The organism is Paracoccus sp. SCSIO 75233, from assembly GCF_027912675.1.
Lineage (GTDB): Bacteria > Pseudomonadota > Alphaproteobacteria > Rhodobacterales > Rhodobacteraceae > Paracoccus.
On record NZ_CP115757.1, the window covers coordinates 1537098 to 1555043 of the forward strand.

Below are 17946 nucleotides of genomic sequence, written 5' to 3' on the forward strand. Positions count from 1 at the left end.
TTCGGATAGCTACTGTCTCTAGCAACTAGAGGTTCAAGAGGTTTTCATGCTGACCATCGGCAAGCTGAGCAAAGCGGCAGGGGTGAAGGTCCCGACAATCCGTTATTACGAGCAGATCGGGATCTTGCCGGAGGCGGAAAGAAGTTCGGGAAATCAGCGGCTTTACGGATCGGACGCGCTTGACCGGCTGTCCTTCGTCCGCCACGCACGAGAGCTGGGATTTCCGCTGGAGGCGATCCGGGAATTGCTCAGCCTGTCGGATCAGCCCGAGATCGCCTGTGCTGCGGCAGACGAAATCGCCACGCGGCAGCTTGTCACGGTCAAGGACCGGATCACCCGCTTGCAGGCTTTGCAGGGAGAGTTGGAGCGGATGATCGCGCAATGCGCGCATGGCACGATTTCCGATTGCCGGGTGATCGAGGTGCTGGGCAATCACGAGCTTTGCGTGAGCCACGATCACGGCGGATAAGGCAACGCCGCCATCCCTGCAACGTGGCAGGCATGGCGGCGCGCGTGGTCAGTCGGTGATGGCGTCCAGATCCTCGCGGTTCTGGTACATCTTCGCCTTCACCCGTGCGCCGATAATCAGCGGCAGCACAAAGCCGATAATCGCAATCGTCCAGAGCACAATCGAAAGCGGGCTGTCGATCAGCGTCAGCCAGTCGCCGTTGTCGATGGTCACGGCACGGCGGAGATTATTCTCCATCGTATTGCCGAGCAGCGTCCCGAGGATGATCGGCACCAGCGGGACATCCAGCTTGCGCAAAAGCCAGCCCAGGACTCCGAACCCGATCATCACCAGCAGATCGAAGCTCGATCCGGAGATGCCATAGATCCCGACAAAGCTGACCATCGCTACAATCGGCATCAGGATGCGCGACGGCACCATCAGCAGCCGGGTGAACAGCCCGACCATCGGGATATTCATCGCCAGCAGCATGAAATTGGCGATGAACAGCGCTGCGATCAGGCCCCAGACCACATCGGGGTTTTCGGTGAACAGCAGCGGTCCCGGCGTGATGTTGAGCGACAACAGCACCGCCAGCAGAACTGCGGTCGTCCCCGATCCCGGCACGCCAAGCGCCAGCATGGGAACCAGCGCCCCGCCCGCAGCGGCGTTATTGCCCGCCTCGGGTGCGGCGACCCCACGCGGATCGCCGGTGCCGAACGTACCTTCCTTGTCCACCAGCCGTTTCTCCATCGAGTAGGAGATGAACGACCCCAATGACGCCCCTGCCCCCGGCAGCACGCCCGCGATAAAGCCGAGGAATGACGTGCGCAGCATGGTCGGCGTGCATTGCTTCAGCATCGACATCGGCGGGTAGAGCCGCCCGATACTCAGCTTGCCGCCCTCCATATCGGATTTGCCCTTGCGATGCTCAAGGAAGATGAACACTTCCGACAGCGCGAACAGCCCGACAATCGCGACCAGAAAATCCAGTCCGTCATAAAGATGCACCTCGCCATAGGTGAAGCGCGGCACCCCGGTCTGCGTGTCGACCCCGATGGTCGCCAGCCCAAGCCCGAGCGCCGCCGCAAAGGCCGATTTCGCCTGATTGGTCGAGGACACCCCACCAAGCGTCATGAAGGCCAGGGCGAACAGCGCGAAATACTCCGCCGGGCCGAACAGCAGCGCGATCTTGACCAGTTGCGGGGCCAGCAGGATCAGCCCCCATGTGGCGAAGAACGCGCCCACGAAAGAGGCCACGCCGGACAGCGAAAGCGCCTCCCCGGCCAGACCCTTTTTCGCCATCGGATGCCCGTCGAGACAGGTCATCATCGCCGGCTCATCGCCGGGTATGTTCAGCAGGATCGACGAAATCCGCCCCCCATACATCGCCCCGTAATAAACCGAGGTCAGCAGGATCAGCGACGGTGTCGCCCCCAGACCCATGGTGAAGGCCAGCGGGATCAGGATCGCCACCCCGTTCGACGGCCCGAGCCCCGGCAACGCCCCCATGATCGTGCCGAGAAAGCAGCCCAGCAGCGCCAGAAGCAGGTTCTGCCAGGTCAGCGCGATGGCGAACCCGTCGCCAAGGGATGAAAGAAGTTCCATGACGCGCTCCTCAGAAGCCCAGCGGTCCACGGGCCAGAGACAGGCCCAAGATCAGGTGGAAAATGACGTAAATGCCAACCGAGGTGCCGATCCCGACCGCAATCGCCTCCAGCAGCGACGAGCCGAGCCGCCACGCCAGATAGGCGGCGACGATCATGGTGGCGATCACGAAACCGGCCACCGGCAGGAATTTGGCGTAAAGGATCAGCACGACAACCGCCGCGAAGACTTCCGCCAGACGGTCGAAGGCGGGCCAGTCGGGTTCCGGGTCCGGGCGCCACGCGATGACCGCGCTCGACAGGCCGAGAATGGCGGCGATAATCAGGGGAAAAACCTTGGGGCCCACGGCATCCGAAAGGAAACTTTCCTCAATCGCGACGGCGGAGACCGCGAAAACGATGGCGAGGAGGATACCGAAGACCCCGAAGATGCGATCACTCATGACGAATCTCCTTTTCGGGTATGGGTTAAGATGAAGGGCGCAGCGCATCCGCACCGCGCCCGGTCAGCACCGGAAAATATGCTTACTTGATGATCCCGATATCCTGCGAAATCGCCTGAATCTGCGCGACGGAGTCGGCGACGAAGGTTTCGAACGCCTCGCCCTGTAAATCGAGCGGGGCGATGCTGTTGGCCTCCATCACCGCTTTCCATTCGTCGGAGGCGTAAAGTTCGCCGATCTTCGACACCCAGTCGTCATAGGCCGCATCGCTCATCCCGCCGGGGGCGTAGAAGCCGCGCCAGTTGGCACCGATTGCGTCGATGCCCTGCTCCTTCGCGGTTGCAAAGCCCTCAAGCTCACCCGGAAGCCGTTCGGGCGACAGCACCGCGATGACCTTGATATCGCCGGAATCGACGAACCCCTTGGCCTCCGAAATATCGCCGGTGAAGGCCTGAACCGAACCCGCCAGCAACTGCGTCACCGCCTCGCCGCCGCCATCGAAGGCGATATATTTGATGCTGCGCACATCCTCGATGCCGTAAGCATTGGCGGCGATCAGAACCTTCAGATGATCCCAGCCACCCACGGCAGAGCCGCCCGCAACCGAAACCGAGGACGCGTCGGCCTTGATCTGGTCCAGAAGCTGCGGCAGGGTTTCGATCTCGCTGTCGGCGGCGACCGCGATCACGCCGTAATCCGCGCCGATGGACGCCACCCAGCGAACCTGATCCATCGTATTGCCGGGAAACGCCCCTTGCGCCAGCCGCGTCGCCGTGGCGGAGGACGCCGCAACGATCAGGTTATCCGCGTCGTTGCGCTTGTTCACCACCTCGGCAAAGGCCACGCCGCCGCCGCCACCGGCGAGGTTGACGACCTGCATGGTGCTGTCGATCAGCCCCAGATCCTGAAGCGACTTGCCGACCTGACGGCAGGTGAAATCCCAACCGCCGCCGGGATTGGCAGGCGCGATGCATTCGGGGTTTTCCTGCGCTGCAGCGGCGATGGCAGAGAACGACAGGGCGACGGCAGCGAGCGCGCCACGGGATAGCAAAAACTTCATATGTTCCTCCTTAGATCATCCGGGGCGCACACTCCTCCGCACCCAAAAAGTACCCGCAAGGTATTGAGGGGAAGACTCTTTCCTTGCGGGTCCGTGAGGTGTAACCCATGAAGCTGTCACGAACCTGTCGGTTCGGTTAGCGAGGGAAGAGGGGCGCGATGCGCATCCTGCTTGTGGAGGATACCGAGGATCTGGCCGAGGGCGTGATCGCGCATCTTGCCCGCGCCGGAATGGTCTGTGACCTCGCCCCGAGGATCGAGGACGCCCGCGACGCCCGCGCCGTGCAGCGCTACGATGCGATCATTCTCGACATCAACCTGCCGGACGGCTCCGGCCTGTCGCTGTTGCGCGAAATCCGAAAATCGGCGGACCGGACGCCGGTGCTGATGCTGACGGCGCTCAGTTCCATCGACGACCGGGTCACTGCGCTCGATCAGGGCGCGGATGATTATCTGGGCAAGCCCTTCGACCAGCGCGAGCTTGAGGCAAGGCTGCGCGCGCTGATCCGGCGCGAGGCGGACAGCAAGGACGACCGCATCACGCTCGGCTCGCTGGTATTTGCGCCAAGCGACCGCAGCGCCGAACTCGGCGGTCGTCAGATGAACCTGACCCGGCGCGAGGCCACCATCCTCGACATGCTGGTCCGTCATCAGGGCCAGTATCTGTCGAAGTCGCGCCTTTACGATTCGCTTTACGGTTTCGACGATGCCGATGTGGGCGAAAACGCCATTGAGCTTTACATCGCCCGGCTGCGCAAGAAATTCGCCGGCAGCGATGTCAGCATCGCCACGCAGCGCGGCATTGGCTACAGGATCCAGTCCGATGGCTGAGCGTTACGCCGCGCGAAGCCTTCTCCGCCGGGTTCTTGGGGCTGTGCTGTCGATCCTGCTGCTTGGCGGGCTGATGGTCGCGGCCTCGACATGGCGCAACGGTCAGCAGGCAGCGCGGCAGGCCTATGACCGCATCCTGCTGGGCGCGGCGAGCGATATATCGGAATCGATCCGCATTCAGGACGGCACGCCTGTGGTCGATCTTCCCGTCTCCGCGTTCGAGCTTCTGGCGCAGGCCCCCGACGATCGCATCTACTACACGGTGCGCAAGGCAAACGGCGAGATGATTACCAGCGTCGACGGCTCGCTGGGCATCCACATCCCCGATCATCGTGGCGGGGCGACGGCCTATTTTGACGCCGAGTTGAACGGAGAGCCCGCCCGTTTCATCCGCGTCGTTCATCGTTTCGCGGAACGGGATTTCTCCGGCCCGGTGGAGGTGGTCGTCGGCCAGACGCTGCGCGCGCGCAAGGCAATGACGGCGGGGCTGGTGCGGGACACGCTTCTGCCGATGGTCATGGCCGGGCTGGCATTGGTGCTGATCGCGTGGCTGGTGGTGCGCACCGCCCTGCGTCCGCTGGAGGCGATCACGGAGGATCTCGCACAGCGCGACCCCTATGATCTCACCCCGATGGCGACCGACCGCCTGCCGCGCGAATTGCAGGTGATGCTGGCGGCAATGAACCGCTTCATGGGCAGGCTGGACGGGCAGATCGACGCCATGCGCAACCTGATCTCCGACACGGCCCATCAGCTGCGCACGCCGGTTGCCGCGATCCGGGTGCAGGCGGAAACCGCGATGACCGAGGCGGAAGGCTCGGGCCACAGCCGCGCCATGAGGCGGCTGCTGTCGCGGACCCGCTCGCTCGGTGATCTGCTGGAGCAGCTCCTCAGCCGCGCGCTGGTCGTGCACCGCACCGATAGCGTGTCACGCGTGCCGGTCGATCTGCGTGAGGTTGCGCTGGATATCGTGGAGCGCAACGACCACGCTCTGCTGACCCCCGGTGTCGATCTGCGGCTGGAGATCGACGAAACCCCGGTGATGATGCGCGGCGACGCGTTTTCGCTGGGCGAAGCGGCGATCAACTTGCTCGGCAACGCGCTGAAACACGGCAAGCCGCCGGTGACGGTCGGGGCCGGGCAATATGGCAGAACCGCCGTCCTTTGGGTGCGCGATGCTGGTCCCGGACCCGATCCGGCCATCATCGAGCGGCTCGGCGACAGGTTCAACCGGAACGCCGGCTCCTACGAGAAAAGCACGGGCATCGGCCTGTCCATCGTTCAGTCCGTCGCCGCCGCGTTCGATGGCTCGGTCCAGTTGAACCGCGACAAGAAGGGCTTCAGCGCGGCCCTTGTCTTTCCTGCCTGCGTCAGAAGGCCATGAGGTTTCTCGCCGCCCTCTTCGCGGCCCTCCTGGGCCTGCTGCCCCTCCCGCCATCCGCGCAGGAGGCGACGACATCCTTCGGTCACGGCCCGGTTCCGTTCCTGCTGCGATCCACAACCGATATCGGCGTCGCCCGCCCGATAATGGAGCGTTTCTCCACGCTCCACCCCGCCTTCACCATCCGATACGAACAATGGGGGTCAAACGCCCTGTTCGGGCAAAGCCGTCAGGACTGTGTCAGCGGCAACACCCCGGCGGATGCCATCTTTTCCTCGGCTATTCACCAGATGATCTGGCTGGTCAACGCCGCCTGCGCGGCACCGTACCGTTCCCCCGCGACGGCAGCCCTGCCCGATGCGCGGCGATGGCGGGACGAGCTGTGGGGCATCACCACCGAACCTGCCGTCATCGCCTTCAACACCCGGCTGCTGAACGGCCGGGATGTGCCGCGCACCCGGTTTGCGTTGCTGGACGCACTGCGCGAGAATCCCGAGCTTTATCGGGGCAAAATCGCCACCTACGATATCTCCGCCTCCGGGCTCGGCTATCTCTTTGCGTTCAGCGACAGCCTGGAGGCCTCGACCTTCGGTGCGTTGATGGAAAGCTTCGCGCGCGTCGACGCCGTCGCCACCTGCTGCTCGGCTGAGATTATCGCAGGCGTCGAAGCGGGGCGTTATCTGATCGCTTATAACGTGCTGGGCTCTTATGTCCCGAAGGCCGAGGCCCCAAATGTCGGGATCATTCTGCCACAGGATTACACGCTGGTTCTGTCGCGCGGCTACATGATCCCGAAAGGCGCGACGCAGAAGGCCGCCTCCGTCGCGTTGCTGGAATTCCTACTGACGCCGGAGGGCCAGAACCTTCTGGGACAGGCCGGGCTGGTCACGGTGCTGGACGCCGCCGAAACCGACCTCGCCCCAAGCGCGCAGCGGGCGATCCCGCTTTCCCCTGCTCTGCTGGTCGCGCGCGATCCCAACCGCCGCGCCACGCTGCTGCGGTTCTGGAGCGATGTGTTCCGGGAGACGACCCCGTAACTACCGCCGTCACGAGGCTCAGCGGCGCAGCATCACCAGCGTGGACCACTCGCCCAGATCGTCGCGACGTTCCAGATCGAACCCTGCCGCATCATAGGCCGCGACCACCTCATCCGCCTGCGTCGTCAGCAGGCCCGAAAGGATCGCGCGTCCCTCTGGCGCGACATGGCGGGCCATGTCGGGCGCCAGATCGATCAGCGGCTGTTTCAGGATATTCGCGAAGACCAGACCGAACGGCGCGGCCTCATCCAGCATCGGATGATCGAAACCGACCGCCTGCAGGCACTCGACCCGGCCATCCAGCCCGTTGGCGATGACATTGGCCGCCGCGACATCCACGGCCACCTCGTCAATGTCGGAGGCGAGGATCGTCCCCGGCCAGACCCGTGCCGCCGCCATCGCAAGCACGGCAGTACCGCAGCCGATATCGGCAATGCGCCCCGGCTGCCAGCCGGTCGCGGCCAGCCGGTCGAGCGCTTCCAGACAGCCTTTCGTCGTGCCATGATGGCCGGTCCCGAAAGCCATTGCCGCCTCGATCAGAAGCCCCTCGGCCCCGTCCGGCACCTTGTCGGCATCATGGCCGCCATAGACGAAAAACCGCCCCGCCTCGACCGGGGTCAGCTCGCGGCGGACATGGGCGACCCAATCCACCTCCGGCAATTCGCTGACGGTGAATGGGTTCGCCCCCTGTGCCGCCGCCAGAAGCGCCAGCCCGATCTCGTCAGGGGCTTCGGTGAAATAGACCCCCACTTCCCAGCGGTCGGAACCATCCTCGATCTCAAACACGCCGGTCCCGACCGGCTCCGGTGTCAGATCCCCGCAGAGTTCCGCCAGGTCCTCAGCCGCTTCGCGACCGTCGATATGCGTCAGCGCAGTCCAGGTCGGCATCAGGGCAACTCATGTCCTTCGGGCATCGACGCCTCGACCCCGGTGCCGCGCATATTGCAATAACCGTCCGGCACCTTGTGCAGATATTGCTGATGATTCAGCTCCTGCGCGGGGTAGAATTCGCTGACCGGCAGAATTTCCGTGGTGATCCGGTTTTTGCCCGCGACGGCCAGACGGTTGTCGTAATCGGTCTTCGACGCCTCCGCCAGAGCCCGCTGGGTTTCGTTGTAATACATGATCATGGAACGATACTGATCGCCCACATCGTTGCCCTGCCGGTTGCCCTGTGTCGGGTCGTGGTTTTCCCAGAACAGTTTCAGCAGATGGTCATAGCTGATCCGCGCCGGATCGAAGACCAGATGCACCACTTCCGCATGCCCCGTGCCACCTGCACAGACCTGACGATAGCTCGGGTTCGGAACGCTGCCGCCGGCAAAGCCGACCTGCGTCATCCAGATCCCGTCCTGCTGCCAGAACAGGCGCTCGACGCCCCAATAGCAGCCCATCCCGAAAATCGCCTGCTCAAAGCCTTTCGGCACCGGCGCATCCATCGGGCGGTCGAAAATCGCGTGATTGGCCATCTTGTCACCTCTTGTCCTGTCCGCCTCAACGCAAGGCCCGCCCGGAGGGTTCGGCCTGAATTGGGACCTGCCGCTTCATTTAGGCGAAATTGCGGCGAAGACCAGAGGGGCCGCGCGACGCGCCGCGGAAATGGCAGGGAAAGCCCAAAGAAAAACCCCGGCTGCTTAACGCTGAGCCGGGGTTTTGCCGTAGCGGGCTGTTTCTGCGCCGTTACGCATAGTTTTTGACGACATCATCAATGTCGGCGCGGCACAGACCGATATCGTTCAACTCACGCTCGGACAGACGCTCAAGCTCGGCGCGGGTGTTCATCTGGTCCAGCTTCGCGCGGATAAACGCCGAGAGACGTGCGAGCGGGCCGAAGTTCAGGCTGATCGGGTTATTGGTGCTGACGGAAGCCATATCTACCTCATCTTTCATGCGCCCCGGATGGGCGCGTTTCGTGATGAGGCAAAGATAAACAATGCTGCATCTGCAAGTAGCCCCGAAAGCCGCAAACCCGCCATGCAAAAAGCGAATAAGTCACGGTTTTGAAGTATTTTTAGCCCTGCCCGTGACGAAATCCCTGATAACATTGGAACATGATCGCGCAATTTTGCTGCGGCGCGGCATTACCAGTCGCCAAGATGGGCCTGAAACAGTGTCATTGCGGCAACAGAAGCCGTATCGGCGCGCAAAATCCGTGGCCCGAGGCTGATGGGCTGAATGAACGCAGCGTCACGAAGCCGGGTCCGCTCGGCAGGCGAAAACCCGCCCTCCGGGCCGATCAGCACCGCCCAACTGCCACGTTCCAGCCCGGCCAGCGTCGCTGCAGGCCCGACCAGCGATTCGTCGGCCCAGAGGATGCGCCGGCTGTTATCCCAGCCATCCAGCAGCCGGCCCAGCGGCGCGAGTTCCGCCACCTCCGGCACGAATGTCCCGCCACACTGCTCCGCCGCCTCGACCGCATGGGCCTGAAGCCGGTCCTGCCGGATACGTTCGGAATTGGTGTACTCCGTCTGCACGGGAAGAATGCGCGCCGCGCCGAGTTCCGCCGCTTTTTCCACGATAAAATCGGTCCGCGCCTTCTTGATCGGCGCGAATAGCAGCCAGAGATCGGGCGGATTTCGCTGCGGCGCCACCTGCGCCAGCGGGGAAAGTTCGCCGCCGCGCTTACTGGCCGCGACGATTTCCGCATCCCAAGCGCCATCGCGCCCGTTAAACACCTCGATCACGGTGCGGGGTTTCAGCCGCATGACTCCGGAAAGATAATGCGCCTGATCCGGCGAAAGCGCGACGGGTTGCCCCGATGCAAGCGGGTGATCTATGTACAATCTGACTTTCGACATGAGATGTTCCTATGAAACCCGCCATCCAAATACCAGATGCCGTGCGCGATGCGGTCAATGGAAACTGGGTCGATAACGCCGCCCCGCCCTCATGGCGTCCCTGGCTGAGGCTGAGCCGGATCGACCGGCCGATCGGGACATGGCTGCTTCTGCTGCCCTGTTGGTGGGGCGTCGGGCTGGCCATGATGGCGGACCGGCCGCGCCTGATCGACATCTGGATCGTGATCGCCTGCGCCATCGGCGCGACCGTCATGCGCGGCGCGGGGTGCACATGGAACGACATCACCGACCGCCATATCGACGGCTCGGTCGACCGCACGCGGAAACGCCCGATCCCATCCGGGCAGGTCACGGTCCGCGGGGCCATGATCTGGCTGATCGTTCAGGCGCTGATCGGGCTGGCGGTGCTGCTGACGCTCAACGGTGCCGCGATCTGGCTGGGCCTACTCAGCCTGCTGCCGGTCGCCGTCTATCCCTTCGCAAAGCGCTTCACATGGTGGCCGCAGGTGTTTCTGGGCATCGCCTTCAACTGGGGCGTCATGCTGGCTTATGCCGCGCATCGTGGCGGGCTGGATGCGGCACCGATCATCGCGTGGCTGGCGGGCATCGCCTGGACGGTGTTTTACGATACGATCTATGCCTTGCAGGACAAGGAATATGACGCGCTCATCGGGGTCAAATCGACCGCGCGGCTGTTTGGCGACAACGCCCGCCCCTATCTGATCGGCTTTGCCGTGCTGACCGTCATCCTGCTGGCCTTCGCGATTTCCGCGACCGGGGTCAGCGGCGCGTCATGGCTGATCGCGATGTGCGGGCTGGCCGGTTTCGCGGCGCATCTGATCTGGCAGTTCCGCAGCCTCGATCTGGAGGATGCCGACAACCAACTGATGCTGTTCCGCTCCAACCGGGATGCGGGTCTGATCCTGTCGCTGTTTTTCGCGCTTGCCGGTCTTGTGTAATCGTCAGCGATTTACTTCCACCTCACTCGGAATTAACTCAAGCACATGACGAGTAAACGGAAAAGCGAAGGTCCTGCGCCCCCCCGCAAGAGCGGCAGGATGCTTCTTGGTGCGCTCATGTTCGCCACTGCCGGGGCCGCTGCCTGGATGGCGGCAGAGCAGATCGCCGTAAGGATCGAGACGACGACCGCAGCGCAGGCACGCGCTGCACTGGCGGATTCGGGGCTGGGTTGGGCAAATGTCGCAACCGACGGGCTGGCGCTGCATCTGTCCGGCACGGCACCCGATGAGATCGCCCGGTTCCGCGCACTCAGCGTCGCGGGCGGTCTGGTCGATGAACGCCGGGTCGTGGACGGAATGACCATTGCCCGGTCGGACGCGGCCATTCAGCCCGATTTCAAACTGGAATTGCTGCGGCAAGGTGACGCGGTCTCGCTGATCGGGCTGATCCCGGCAAATTCGGCGGATGACGATCTGGCCGAACGCGTTCCCGGTGAGCGGGAGGTGACCGACCTCACCACCAGCGCCGCCGCGCCTGCGCCGGAGGGCTGGCAGGTCGCCGTCGATTACGCACTCGCCGCCGCGGCCATTTTCGACCGGGGTGCGATTTCCGTTCTTCCCGGATCGGTCAGCATTCAGGCCAATGCGGCAAGCGCCGACGAAAAGACCCGGATCGAGACAGAGCTTGCAACTGCCCGGCCTGCAAATATCGACGCCAGCATTACCGTGACCGCACCCTTGCCGGTGATCTCCCCCTACGGCCTGCGCTTCGTGAAGCTGCCGGACGGCGCGCGGCTGGAGCTTTGCGCCGCTGACAGCACCGTGACCCGCGAACAACTGTTCGAAGCGCTGCGCGCCGCTGGTGCCACCCCCGGCCCGGAGGATTGCGCCATCGGGATCGGCGCACCGACCGGCTGGGCAGATGCGGCGACGGCGGCGATCACGGCGACCTCGGAACTCGACAGCGCGACGCTGGTCATGACCGACCACCAGATCGCGATCACGGGCGGCGCGGAGGTTCCGCAAGACACGCTGGAGCAATCCGTCGCGACGCTGCGCAGCGCGCTGCCGCAGGGCTTCGATCTGAGCTATCAGCGCGCGGAAGTGGCACCTGACGACGGCCCCGCCCGTTTCCACGCTGTGATTGCAGCTGACAAGCCCGCCTCCGTCGATGGTGTGGTGCATGATGCGACCATGCGCGAAACCGTCAGCTCGCTTGCCCGCGCGCAGCTTGGCCCGATAGAGGACGATCTGAGGCTGGATCAGGCGCTGCCGGAAAGCTGGGCCGTGCGGGTTCTGGCAGGGCTGGATGCCGCTGGCGTTCTGGACAGCGGGGAGCTGGACATCGCCGAAGATCAGATCGCACTGACCGGGGTAAGCGGCGATCAGCTTGCACAGGAAAAAGCCGTCGCAGCGCTCGCCGACAGGCTGGGTGCCGGGGCCGCCTACCGGCTGGCCGTCTCCTATGACCGCCGCCTCGATCCGCTGGTCGAATTGCCGGACGCCGCGACCTGCGTCGACCAGATGAACGAGATCATGCTGGAATCCCCCATCGGGTTCGAACCGGGCGGCGCGCGCATCGCCGGTGACATCGCGCCCGTTCTGGATCAGTTGCGCGATGTGTTCGCCTTTTGCGGCGATTATCGCGTCGAGCTGGCCGGGCATACCGATGCGCAAGGCGGCGATGCGTCCAATCTGAAACTGTCCAGGGATCGCGCAGAAGCGGTCTTCGCGGCAATGCGCGATGCCAGTCTGCCGGTCGGGAATGTCACAACCGCCGGTTATGGCGAAACCCGCCCGATTGCCGAGAACGACACCGAGGAAGGGCGTGAGATGAACCGGCGCATCGAATTCACCTCCGTCTCGCCCGAGCCGGTGCCGCTGGACAGCGCGGAGGCCGCCATCGTGACCGGCGTCACGCCATCCGCCGACAAGGCCACCGAAGCGCTGCTGGCGGCAGAGGCGCGGATCGCACAGCCGGAGCCGGTCGAGGAGACCCCGGAAGTGACAATCGAAATCCCCGGCCCCGAAACCGACGATGGCCTGCTGTCCGATCCGGTCGGGCTGGAACCCCCGGCCGAGGTTCTGGAGGCCACGCCGGACACGCCCCGCCCGCCGCATCGTCCCGAAGAACACGAACCCGCCGTGGCGGAGGAGGCCCAATGACCCGCGAAGACCTCATCCTTGCAACCGCACTGACCCTGTTCGCCGCTTTCGCACTCGGCTGGTTCGCCTGCTGGCTGCTGGGCCGCGTCACCCGCCCCGGCAACGCGGAAATCGGCGCGGTCAAGCGCATGGCCGCCGATCTGCACGCGGCGGAGGACCGGCTGAATCAGGCCATTGACGAAGGCAAGAAGCGCGAGGCGGCGCTGCATGAGCGGGTGGCGTTCACCTCTTCGGAACTGTCGTCAGCCCGCGCCGCCCTCTCCGATGCCAGCGAGGAGATCGAAGAGCTTCGGGCCTATATCGAGGAATATGTGCGCAAACGCTGAACAGACTTTTCAGCCGGTGAACTGAAACACGGAACACGAAAAAGGGCGCGCCGCAAAGGACGCGCCCTGTTTCGTTTTGCGGCAAAACCGGCGACGTCAGACGCCCGCCTCGACAATGGCGCGCGCCAGAACCGGGACGCTGTCCTTGTTCAGCCCGGCAATGTTCAGACGCGAGTCGCCGACCATGTAGATCGCGGAATCCTCTTTCATCTTCGCCACCTGCTCCGGCGTCGCGCCGAGGCGGGAGAACATGCCACGGTGATCGGCGATGAAATCGAACTTGTCGCCGCCGGTCAGGCTGCGCAGCTCGTCGGCCAGTTGCTTGCGCAGGCCCAGCATGGTCTGGCGGACCTCCTCAAGCTCAGCCTTCCAGTCCGCCGACAGCTCCGCATCGTCAAGGATCGTGCTGACGATCCGCGCGCCGTGATCGGGCGGGAAGCTGTAGGTCTGGCGGTTGAGGAAGGTCATCGCGCCCTGCGTCATGTCGCGCGCCTCGCCGCCGCTGCCGAGCGCCATCAGGATACCTGTCCGCTCCCGATAGATGCCGAAATTCTTCGAGCATGACGCCGCGATCAGCACCTCCGGCAGGCGCGCCGCCAGCTTGCGGGTCGCCGCCGCATCCGCGTCCAGCCCGTCACCGAAGCCCTGATAGGCAAGGTCGATCATCGGAATCGCGCCGGTTTTCTCCAGCGATTGCGCAATCGCATCCCATTGCTCCGCCGTCGGGTTGGCGCCGGTCGGGTTGTGGCAGCAGCCATGCAGCAGCACCACATCGCCCTGTTTCGCCTTACCGATACCGTCGAGCATCCGGTCAAAGGCCACGCCCCGCGTTTCGCTGTCGAAATACGGGTATTCGACGAAATCCTGCTTCATGAATTTCAGGATCGACAGGTGGTTCGGCCAGGTCGGGTCGGAGACATGGATCACCGCATCGGGGTTCGCCATGCGGATCAGTTCCAGCCCCTGCCGGATCGCGCCGGTGCCGCCCACGGTCGCCGCCGAGGCCAGACGGTCGGCGGGGACATCGCCCAGCACCAGACGCGACATGGCATTGCGGTACTCCTCGGTCCCGGCGAGCCCGGTATAGGCCTTGCTGTCCTGCGTCTCCCAGATCTTCTGCTCAGCCTTCTTGACCGCGCGCATGACCGGGGTGACGCCGTTCGGGTCCTTGTACACCCCGACGCCGAGATCGATCTTGCCCTGCCTTGTATCGGCCTTGTATTCGCCCATCAGGGCAAGGATCTTGTCAGGGGCCTGCGGTTTCAGATTACCCAGCATCATGCTTCTCCGGTTGCGATTTCTACGTCAGGAAGCGCGCCCCATTCGGTCCATGACCCGTCATAAAGCGCGTGGTGTTCATGCCCGATCCGGTCGAGCGCCAGAAACAGCGAGGCGGCGGTTATCCCAGAGCCGCAGCTGGTGATGACCGGGCGGGACAGATCGACCCCGGCAGCCTCGAACTCAGCACGCAGGGCGGCGGCATCCTTCATCGTGCCATCGCCGTTATAGAGCCGCCCGGCGGGGACATTCTTCGCGCCGGGCATATGACCGCTTTTCAGCCCGGCACGCGGCTCCGGCACCTCGCCACGGAAGCGGCCGGGCGGGCGGGCGTCGATGATTTCGTGACTGCCAGAGGCGGAGGCTCGGGCGACCTGCGCCGCATCGCGGACCAGCTCCGGCTGCGGATCGACGGTCAGTTGCCCGGCAGCCTCCGGCACGGCACCCGCCTCCACCGGACGGCCCTCTGCCAGCCACTTTGCCAGCCCGCCATCCAGCACGGCGACATTCCCGATCCCCATCAGGCGGAAATTCCACCACACCCGTGCCGCGCTGCGCGTATCGGCATTGTCATACACCACGATCTGCGAACCATCACCGATACCCAGCTTACCGACGGCAGCGGCAAAAACATCGGCGGGGGCTGCCATATGCGGCAGATCGCTTTCCGCCGCCACGGCATCAATGTCGAAGAACTGCGCACCGGGGATATGCTGCGCCTCGAACTCCGCGCGCGGATCGCGTTCGGTCGCCGGCATGTGCCAGCTTCCGTCGAGGATGCGCAGCCCGGCATCGCCCAGATGCGCCGCCAGCCATTCGGTCGACACCAGCATCCTGTGATCGTCGGTCATGCTCCCCTCCCGCGTCTGCGCCTTGCCGGGCAGATGTAACGCCGCCGCATGGGCGGGGCAACAGTTATGCGTGACCCTGCCGGGAAACCCGCCTTTACTTTGCCCGGTCGCGATCCTATCTCTGCGCGATCATGGCCACGAATACCGACACGAATTATAAAGTCATCGCCGAAAACCGCCGCGCGCGGTTCGATTACGCCATCGAGAGCGATCTTGAGGTGGGCATCGTGCTGACCGGATCGGAAGTGAAATCGCTGCGCACCGGCCAGTCGAATATCGCGGAATCCTATGCCAGTATCGAGAATGGCGAGTTGTGGCTGATCAACGCCCATATCGCCGCCCTGCCCCATGCCGGCGTTTTCGGCCATGAGGAGCGGCGGCACCGGAAGCTGCTGGTTTCAAAGCGCGAACTGTCACGGCTCTGGGCGGCAATCGGGCGTGAGGGGATGACGCTGGTTCCGCTGGTGATGTATTTCAACCATCGCGGGCTGGTGAAGCTGAAAATCGGCGTCGCCAAGGGCAAGAAACTCGCCGACAAGCGCGAAACCTCCGCCAAGCGCGACTGGAACCGCCAGAAACAACGGTTGCTGAAGCAGAATTACTGATAGTCCGGTTTGCCACCGGGCCCGGAACAAGGCGCGCAGCGCCGCCGGGCCAGCGTCCGACCGCCCGTCATGTCGTTGACATGCAAAGCATCATGGGCGGACGCTTCTTCGCCCGTACACGCGAACCGGCCCTTCAGCGGGGCTGAAACATAAAGCCCACTGCGGCAAACTCAGCAGCGTCAGCCCGCGGTCGGACGCTGGCCCTTTGTTGTGCGCAGTTCCTGTGTCGCGCGCAATTAATGCCCGCGCAGCCGCCGCACCCGCACGGTGATCCGCTCCCGCGTCTCGTCCGGCTCCTCGGCCAAAGCCGACATCAGCGCCTGCATCTCGCCGCGCAGCCCGTGCATCTCGTCCAGCACCGACATCACCATATGCAGCGCATCGTCCTGCAACCCGTAATCCTCGGTCAGATTGCACAGAAGCTGCACCCGTGCGCGATCGACCTCGCGATAGGTTTCGCCTGCGTCCGAGATCACCGGCTGAACCATCCGCATCTCGACATAATGGGTCAGGCGCGGCGGAGTCAGTTCCTCGATGGCGGCGATCAGTTCTTCAGCCGTGTAACGGGTCATCTCAGCCTCCCATCCCTTTGCGCGGATCATAGCCGTGGTCCTTGCGCCAGCTTTCCATGAATTCGGCCAGCATGTCGTCAATCGCAGACGGCGCGGCGATGCGCAGCTCGACATATTGATCGCCGCCCTTGATGCCCTTGCCCTTCAGCCGAAGTTTCTGGCCTGTGGTCGCGCCCTTGGGCATGTTCATCGCCACCTTGCCGGTCAGGGTCGGCACCTCGATCCGGCCGCCCAGAACCGCCTCGTCGATCGAGATCGGCAGGCTCAGCGTCACGTCGTTTCCGTCGCGCGTCCAGTCGGGATGCGGGGCCACATGCAGCGTCAGATAGGCGTCGCCGCGACCGCCCTCGCCATAGCCCTCGCCGCCCTTGCCGCGCAGCCGGATCGTCTGGCCGTCCGACGCGCCCTCGGGGATCTTCACCTCAAGCGAATTGCCATCCGGCAGGGTGATCCGGGTGGAACCGCCCTTTGCGGCAGTCATAAAATCCACCTCCAACTCATAACGGACATCCTGCCCGCGCATGTCGAACCCCTGACCGGCGCCGGAGCGGCGATAGCCTGCAAACCCCTCGCCCATCCCGGCCCGGCCCGCGCGCGCGCCGAACAGATCGTCGAACACATCCGAGAAATCGCCATACCCGGCCGAGGAATATTGCCGGTAGGGGTTCTCCCCCCGCTCCGCGAAATCGCGGTAATATTGCTGCTGCGGGCGTTCCTGACCCTGCGCATTGATCTCGCCCGCGTCAAACCGCGCCCGCTTCTCCGGGTCTTTCAGCAGATCATAGGCCGCCGAGGCCGCCTTGAACCGCTCCGCCGCCGCCGGATCGGGGTTCAGATCGGGGTGGTCGGTCTTGGCGATCCTGCGATACGCCTTCTTGATTTCGTCCTGGCTGGCCGTTTTCGTCAGCCCGAGCGCCTCATAGGGGTCGTCCATCACAATGCCTTCGTCATTTACCTGTCAGCACACCCGCCGCCCTCAGGGTTCGTCGCGGAAATAACCTGCCAGCGGTTCCGGCAGGGCGAATTCCTCCAGCGCCTTCGCCCGGGCCTTCGCCGACATCTTCCGGGCCGTCTTGCGGACGATCCGGTCCATTTCCTCATCCGTCTGAGTTTCGGCAAAAGGTGCCATGTAGTGTCGCATAAAGGTAAACACGGCAACATCTTCAAGGGCCTGCACCTCATCATCGCGCTTGATGCCCTGTTTTTGCAGCATCTGCCGGGCGCGCTCGATCTGGTCCGGCGCATACCCGGCATCCTGCATGATTCCGGCGACCCGTTCCGCATGACGCCGCCCCTGCTCCGTCCGCCATGCCAGATAGCCCTTGCGGTCATCGGGAAAATCCTTGCGCGGCAGCAGCCAGCGTTCGATATGCTGCCCCCGGCAGGCGATCTGCAACGGCTGGGACGCATCGGGATATAGCTTGCGCTGCTCCTGCGTCATCCGCTGGCCATAAAGCAGTTCGGCGGGCTGGCCGTTTTCCATATTCGGGTCTTCCGCATTGGCGGCATCGATCCGGGCGAAGGCTTGGTCGAGTCTCTGTGTCATGGCACCATCTTGCCGCGCCGCGCGGCCCGTGTCATGTCT

Annotated in this window: 20 protein-coding genes; 8 read left to right on the forward strand and 12 right to left on the reverse strand. The window is 64.1% G+C overall.

What is annotated here, in order from left to right; all coding sequences use genetic code 11:
* The first annotated feature begins 46 nt into the window (after nt 1–46).
* Nucleotides 47–469, forward strand: a complete 423-nt coding sequence (locus tag PAF12_RS07400) for a helix-turn-helix domain-containing protein (RefSeq protein WP_271109525.1) — start codon at nt 47–49, stop codon at nt 467–469.
* A gap of 48 nt (nt 470–517) precedes the next feature.
* On the opposite strand, the gene PAF12_RS07405 is transcribed toward PAF12_RS07400, so the two are convergent.
* From PAF12_RS07405 to PAF12_RS07415, 3 genes are all read right to left on the reverse strand, one after another.
* On the reverse strand, nt 518–2056 hold the full coding sequence (locus PAF12_RS07405; protein WP_271109526.1) for a tripartite tricarboxylate transporter permease: 1539 nt from the start codon (nt 2054–2056) through the stop codon (nt 518–520).
* 10 nt (nt 2057–2066) lie between these two features.
* Nucleotides 2067–2498: a tripartite tricarboxylate transporter TctB family protein gene (locus tag PAF12_RS07410; protein WP_271109527.1), complete on the reverse strand. Its 432-nt coding sequence runs from the start codon at nt 2496–2498 to the stop codon at nt 2067–2069.
* Between the two features lie 82 nt (nt 2499–2580).
* Nucleotides 2581–3558 (reverse strand): tripartite tricarboxylate transporter substrate binding protein, encoded by a 978-nt coding sequence (locus PAF12_RS07415; protein ID WP_271109528.1) that lies wholly within the window; start codon nt 3556–3558, stop codon nt 2581–2583.
* Nucleotides 3559–3716: 158 nt separating this feature from the next.
* Between PAF12_RS07415 and PAF12_RS07420 the strand changes: the two genes are divergently transcribed.
* The 3 genes from PAF12_RS07420 to PAF12_RS07430 are packed head-to-tail and all read left to right on the forward strand — an operon-like array spanning nt 3717 to nt 6806.
* The gene (locus PAF12_RS07420; RefSeq protein WP_271109529.1) at nt 3717–4388 is read left to right on the forward strand and encodes a response regulator transcription factor; all 672 of its coding nucleotides are present in this window, start codon (nt 3717–3719) and stop codon (nt 4386–4388) included.
* Complete coding sequence (locus tag PAF12_RS07425; RefSeq protein ID WP_271109530.1) at nt 4381–5772, forward strand: sensor histidine kinase N-terminal domain-containing protein; 1392 nt, start codon at nt 4381–4383, stop codon at nt 5770–5772. The genes PAF12_RS07420 and PAF12_RS07425 overlap by 8 nt, the downstream gene beginning before the upstream one ends.
* Nucleotides 5769–6806, forward strand: a complete 1038-nt coding sequence (locus PAF12_RS07430; RefSeq protein ID WP_271109531.1) for an ABC transporter substrate-binding protein — start codon at nt 5769–5771, stop codon at nt 6804–6806. Before PAF12_RS07425 ends, PAF12_RS07430 begins: the two co-directional genes overlap by 4 nt.
* 18 nt (nt 6807–6824) lie before the next feature.
* Here the strand turns inward: PAF12_RS07430 and PAF12_RS07435 are convergent, their stop codons facing one another.
* The 4 genes from PAF12_RS07435 to PAF12_RS07450 all read right to left on the reverse strand — a co-directional run bounded on the left by PAF12_RS07435 (nt 6825) and on the right by PAF12_RS07450 (nt 9604).
* The gene (locus PAF12_RS07435) at nt 6825–7694 is read right to left on the reverse strand and encodes a 50S ribosomal protein L11 methyltransferase (RefSeq protein WP_271109532.1); all 870 of its coding nucleotides are present in this window, start codon (nt 7692–7694) and stop codon (nt 6825–6827) included.
* Nucleotides 7694–8275 carry a peptide-methionine (S)-S-oxide reductase MsrA gene (gene msrA / locus PAF12_RS07440; protein WP_271109533.1) on the reverse strand — a complete coding sequence of 194 codons (582 nt, stop codon included), beginning with the start codon at nt 8273–8275 and terminating at the stop codon, nt 7694–7696. Before msrA ends, PAF12_RS07435 begins: the two co-directional genes overlap by 1 nt.
* A 211-nt stretch (nt 8276–8486) precedes the next feature.
* Nucleotides 8487–8696: a DUF1127 domain-containing protein gene (locus tag PAF12_RS07445; protein WP_271109534.1), complete on the reverse strand. Its 210-nt coding sequence runs from the start codon at nt 8694–8696 to the stop codon at nt 8487–8489.
* A gap of 191 nt (nt 8697–8887) precedes the next feature.
* Nucleotides 8888–9604 carry a 16S rRNA (uracil(1498)-N(3))-methyltransferase gene (locus PAF12_RS07450; RefSeq protein ID WP_271109535.1) on the reverse strand — a complete coding sequence of 239 codons (717 nt, stop codon included), beginning with the start codon at nt 9602–9604 and terminating at the stop codon, nt 8888–8890.
* Nucleotides 9605–9615: 11 nt separating this feature from the next.
* On the opposite strand from PAF12_RS07450, the gene ubiA reads away from it, so the two are divergent.
* From ubiA to PAF12_RS07465, 3 genes are all read left to right on the forward strand, one after another.
* Nucleotides 9616–10563, forward strand: coding sequence for a 4-hydroxybenzoate octaprenyltransferase (gene ubiA / locus PAF12_RS07455; protein ID WP_271109536.1), 948 nt, complete (start codon nt 9616–9618; stop codon nt 10561–10563).
* Nucleotides 10564–10662: 99 nt separating this feature from the next.
* On the forward strand, nt 10663–12729 hold the full coding sequence (locus PAF12_RS07460) for an OmpA family protein (RefSeq protein ID WP_271109537.1): 2067 nt from the start codon (nt 10663–10665) through the stop codon (nt 12727–12729).
* On the forward strand, nt 12726–13055 hold the full coding sequence (locus PAF12_RS07465; protein ID WP_271109538.1) for a hypothetical protein: 330 nt from the start codon (nt 12726–12728) through the stop codon (nt 13053–13055). Before PAF12_RS07460 ends, PAF12_RS07465 begins: the two co-directional genes overlap by 4 nt.
* Nucleotides 13056–13151: 96 nt before the next feature.
* Here PAF12_RS07465 and PAF12_RS07470 read toward each other — a convergent pair whose 3' ends face one another.
* Together PAF12_RS07470 and sseA are read right to left on the reverse strand one after the other, a co-directional pair.
* The gene (locus PAF12_RS07470; RefSeq protein WP_271109539.1) at nt 13152–14333 is read right to left on the reverse strand and encodes an amino acid aminotransferase; all 1182 of its coding nucleotides are present in this window, start codon (nt 14331–14333) and stop codon (nt 13152–13154) included.
* Nucleotides 14333–15184: a 3-mercaptopyruvate sulfurtransferase gene (gene sseA / locus PAF12_RS07475; protein ID WP_271109540.1), complete on the reverse strand. Its 852-nt coding sequence runs from the start codon at nt 15182–15184 to the stop codon at nt 14333–14335. Before sseA ends, PAF12_RS07470 begins: the two co-directional genes overlap by 1 nt.
* 131 nt (nt 15185–15315) lie before the next feature.
* Between sseA and smpB the strand changes: the two genes are divergently transcribed.
* The gene (gene smpB, locus PAF12_RS07480) at nt 15316–15789 is read left to right on the forward strand and encodes an SsrA-binding protein SmpB (protein WP_271109541.1); all 474 of its coding nucleotides are present in this window, start codon (nt 15316–15318) and stop codon (nt 15787–15789) included.
* A 236-nt stretch (nt 15790–16025) separates the two neighbouring features.
* Here the strand turns inward: smpB and PAF12_RS07485 are convergent, their stop codons facing one another.
* From PAF12_RS07485 to PAF12_RS07495, 3 genes are read right to left on the reverse strand one after another with little or no spacing between them, the layout of a single operon-like run.
* The gene (locus tag PAF12_RS07485; protein WP_271109542.1) at nt 16026–16391 is read right to left on the reverse strand and encodes a hypothetical protein; all 366 of its coding nucleotides are present in this window, start codon (nt 16389–16391) and stop codon (nt 16026–16028) included.
* Nucleotides 16363–17295, reverse strand: coding sequence for a DnaJ C-terminal domain-containing protein (locus PAF12_RS07490; protein WP_368045167.1), 933 nt, complete (start codon nt 17293–17295; stop codon nt 16363–16365). The genes PAF12_RS07485 and PAF12_RS07490 overlap by 29 nt, the downstream gene beginning before the upstream one ends.
* 42 nt (nt 17296–17337) lie before the next feature.
* The gene (locus PAF12_RS07495) at nt 17338–17907 is read right to left on the reverse strand and encodes a DUF4202 domain-containing protein (protein ID WP_271109544.1); all 570 of its coding nucleotides are present in this window, start codon (nt 17905–17907) and stop codon (nt 17338–17340) included.
* Nucleotides 17908–17946 lie beyond the last annotated feature (39 nt).

What these genes read in the sequence shown, in the direction of transcription:
- sseA (WP_271109540.1), bottom strand. Translation starts at nt 15,184, where the DNA reads ATGACCGACGATCACAGGATGCTGGTGTCGACCGAATGGCTGGCGGCG.
- PAF12_RS07465 (WP_271109538.1), top strand. Translation starts at nt 12,726, where the DNA reads ATGACCCGCGAAGACCTCATCCTTGCAACCGCACTGACCCTGTTCGCC.
- PAF12_RS07490 (WP_368045167.1), bottom strand. Translation starts at nt 17,295, where the DNA reads ATGGACGACCCCTATGAGGCGCTCGGGCTGACGAAAACGGCCAGCCAG.
- PAF12_RS07425 (WP_271109530.1), top strand. Translation starts at nt 4,381, where the DNA reads ATGGCTGAGCGTTACGCCGCGCGAAGCCTTCTCCGCCGGGTTCTTGGG.
- PAF12_RS07400 (WP_271109525.1), top strand. Translation starts at nt 47, where the DNA reads ATGCTGACCATCGGCAAGCTGAGCAAAGCGGCAGGGGTGAAGGTCCCG.
- PAF12_RS07410 (WP_271109527.1), bottom strand. Translation starts at nt 2,498, where the DNA reads ATGAGTGATCGCATCTTCGGGGTCTTCGGTATCCTCCTCGCCATCGTT.
- PAF12_RS07445 (WP_271109534.1), bottom strand. Translation starts at nt 8,696, where the DNA reads ATGAAAGATGAGGTAGATATGGCTTCCGTCAGCACCAATAACCCGATC.
- PAF12_RS07430 (WP_271109531.1), top strand. Translation starts at nt 5,769, where the DNA reads ATGAGGTTTCTCGCCGCCCTCTTCGCGGCCCTCCTGGGCCTGCTGCCC.
- PAF12_RS07470 (WP_271109539.1), bottom strand. Translation starts at nt 14,333, where the DNA reads ATGCTGGGTAATCTGAAACCGCAGGCCCCTGACAAGATCCTTGCCCTG.
- PAF12_RS07460 (WP_271109537.1), top strand. Translation starts at nt 10,663, where the DNA reads ATGCTTCTTGGTGCGCTCATGTTCGCCACTGCCGGGGCCGCTGCCTGG.
- msrA (WP_271109533.1), bottom strand. Translation starts at nt 8,275, where the DNA reads ATGGCCAATCACGCGATTTTCGACCGCCCGATGGATGCGCCGGTGCCG.
- PAF12_RS07495 (WP_271109544.1), bottom strand. Translation starts at nt 17,907, where the DNA reads ATGACACAGAGACTCGACCAAGCCTTCGCCCGGATCGATGCCGCCAAT.
- PAF12_RS07415 (WP_271109528.1), bottom strand. Translation starts at nt 3,558, where the DNA reads ATGAAGTTTTTGCTATCCCGTGGCGCGCTCGCTGCCGTCGCCCTGTCG.
- ubiA (WP_271109536.1), top strand. Translation starts at nt 9,616, where the DNA reads ATGAAACCCGCCATCCAAATACCAGATGCCGTGCGCGATGCGGTCAAT.
- PAF12_RS07435 (WP_271109532.1), bottom strand. Translation starts at nt 7,694, where the DNA reads ATGCCGACCTGGACTGCGCTGACGCATATCGACGGTCGCGAAGCGGCT.
- smpB (WP_271109541.1), top strand. Translation starts at nt 15,316, where the DNA reads ATGGCCACGAATACCGACACGAATTATAAAGTCATCGCCGAAAACCGC.
- PAF12_RS07485 (WP_271109542.1), bottom strand. Translation starts at nt 16,391, where the DNA reads ATGATCCGCGCAAAGGGATGGGAGGCTGAGATGACCCGTTACACGGCT.
- PAF12_RS07450 (WP_271109535.1), bottom strand. Translation starts at nt 9,604, where the DNA reads ATGTCGAAAGTCAGATTGTACATAGATCACCCGCTTGCATCGGGGCAA.
- PAF12_RS07420 (WP_271109529.1), top strand. Translation starts at nt 3,717, where the DNA reads ATGCGCATCCTGCTTGTGGAGGATACCGAGGATCTGGCCGAGGGCGTG.
- PAF12_RS07405 (WP_271109526.1), bottom strand. Translation starts at nt 2,056, where the DNA reads ATGGAACTTCTTTCATCCCTTGGCGACGGGTTCGCCATCGCGCTGACC.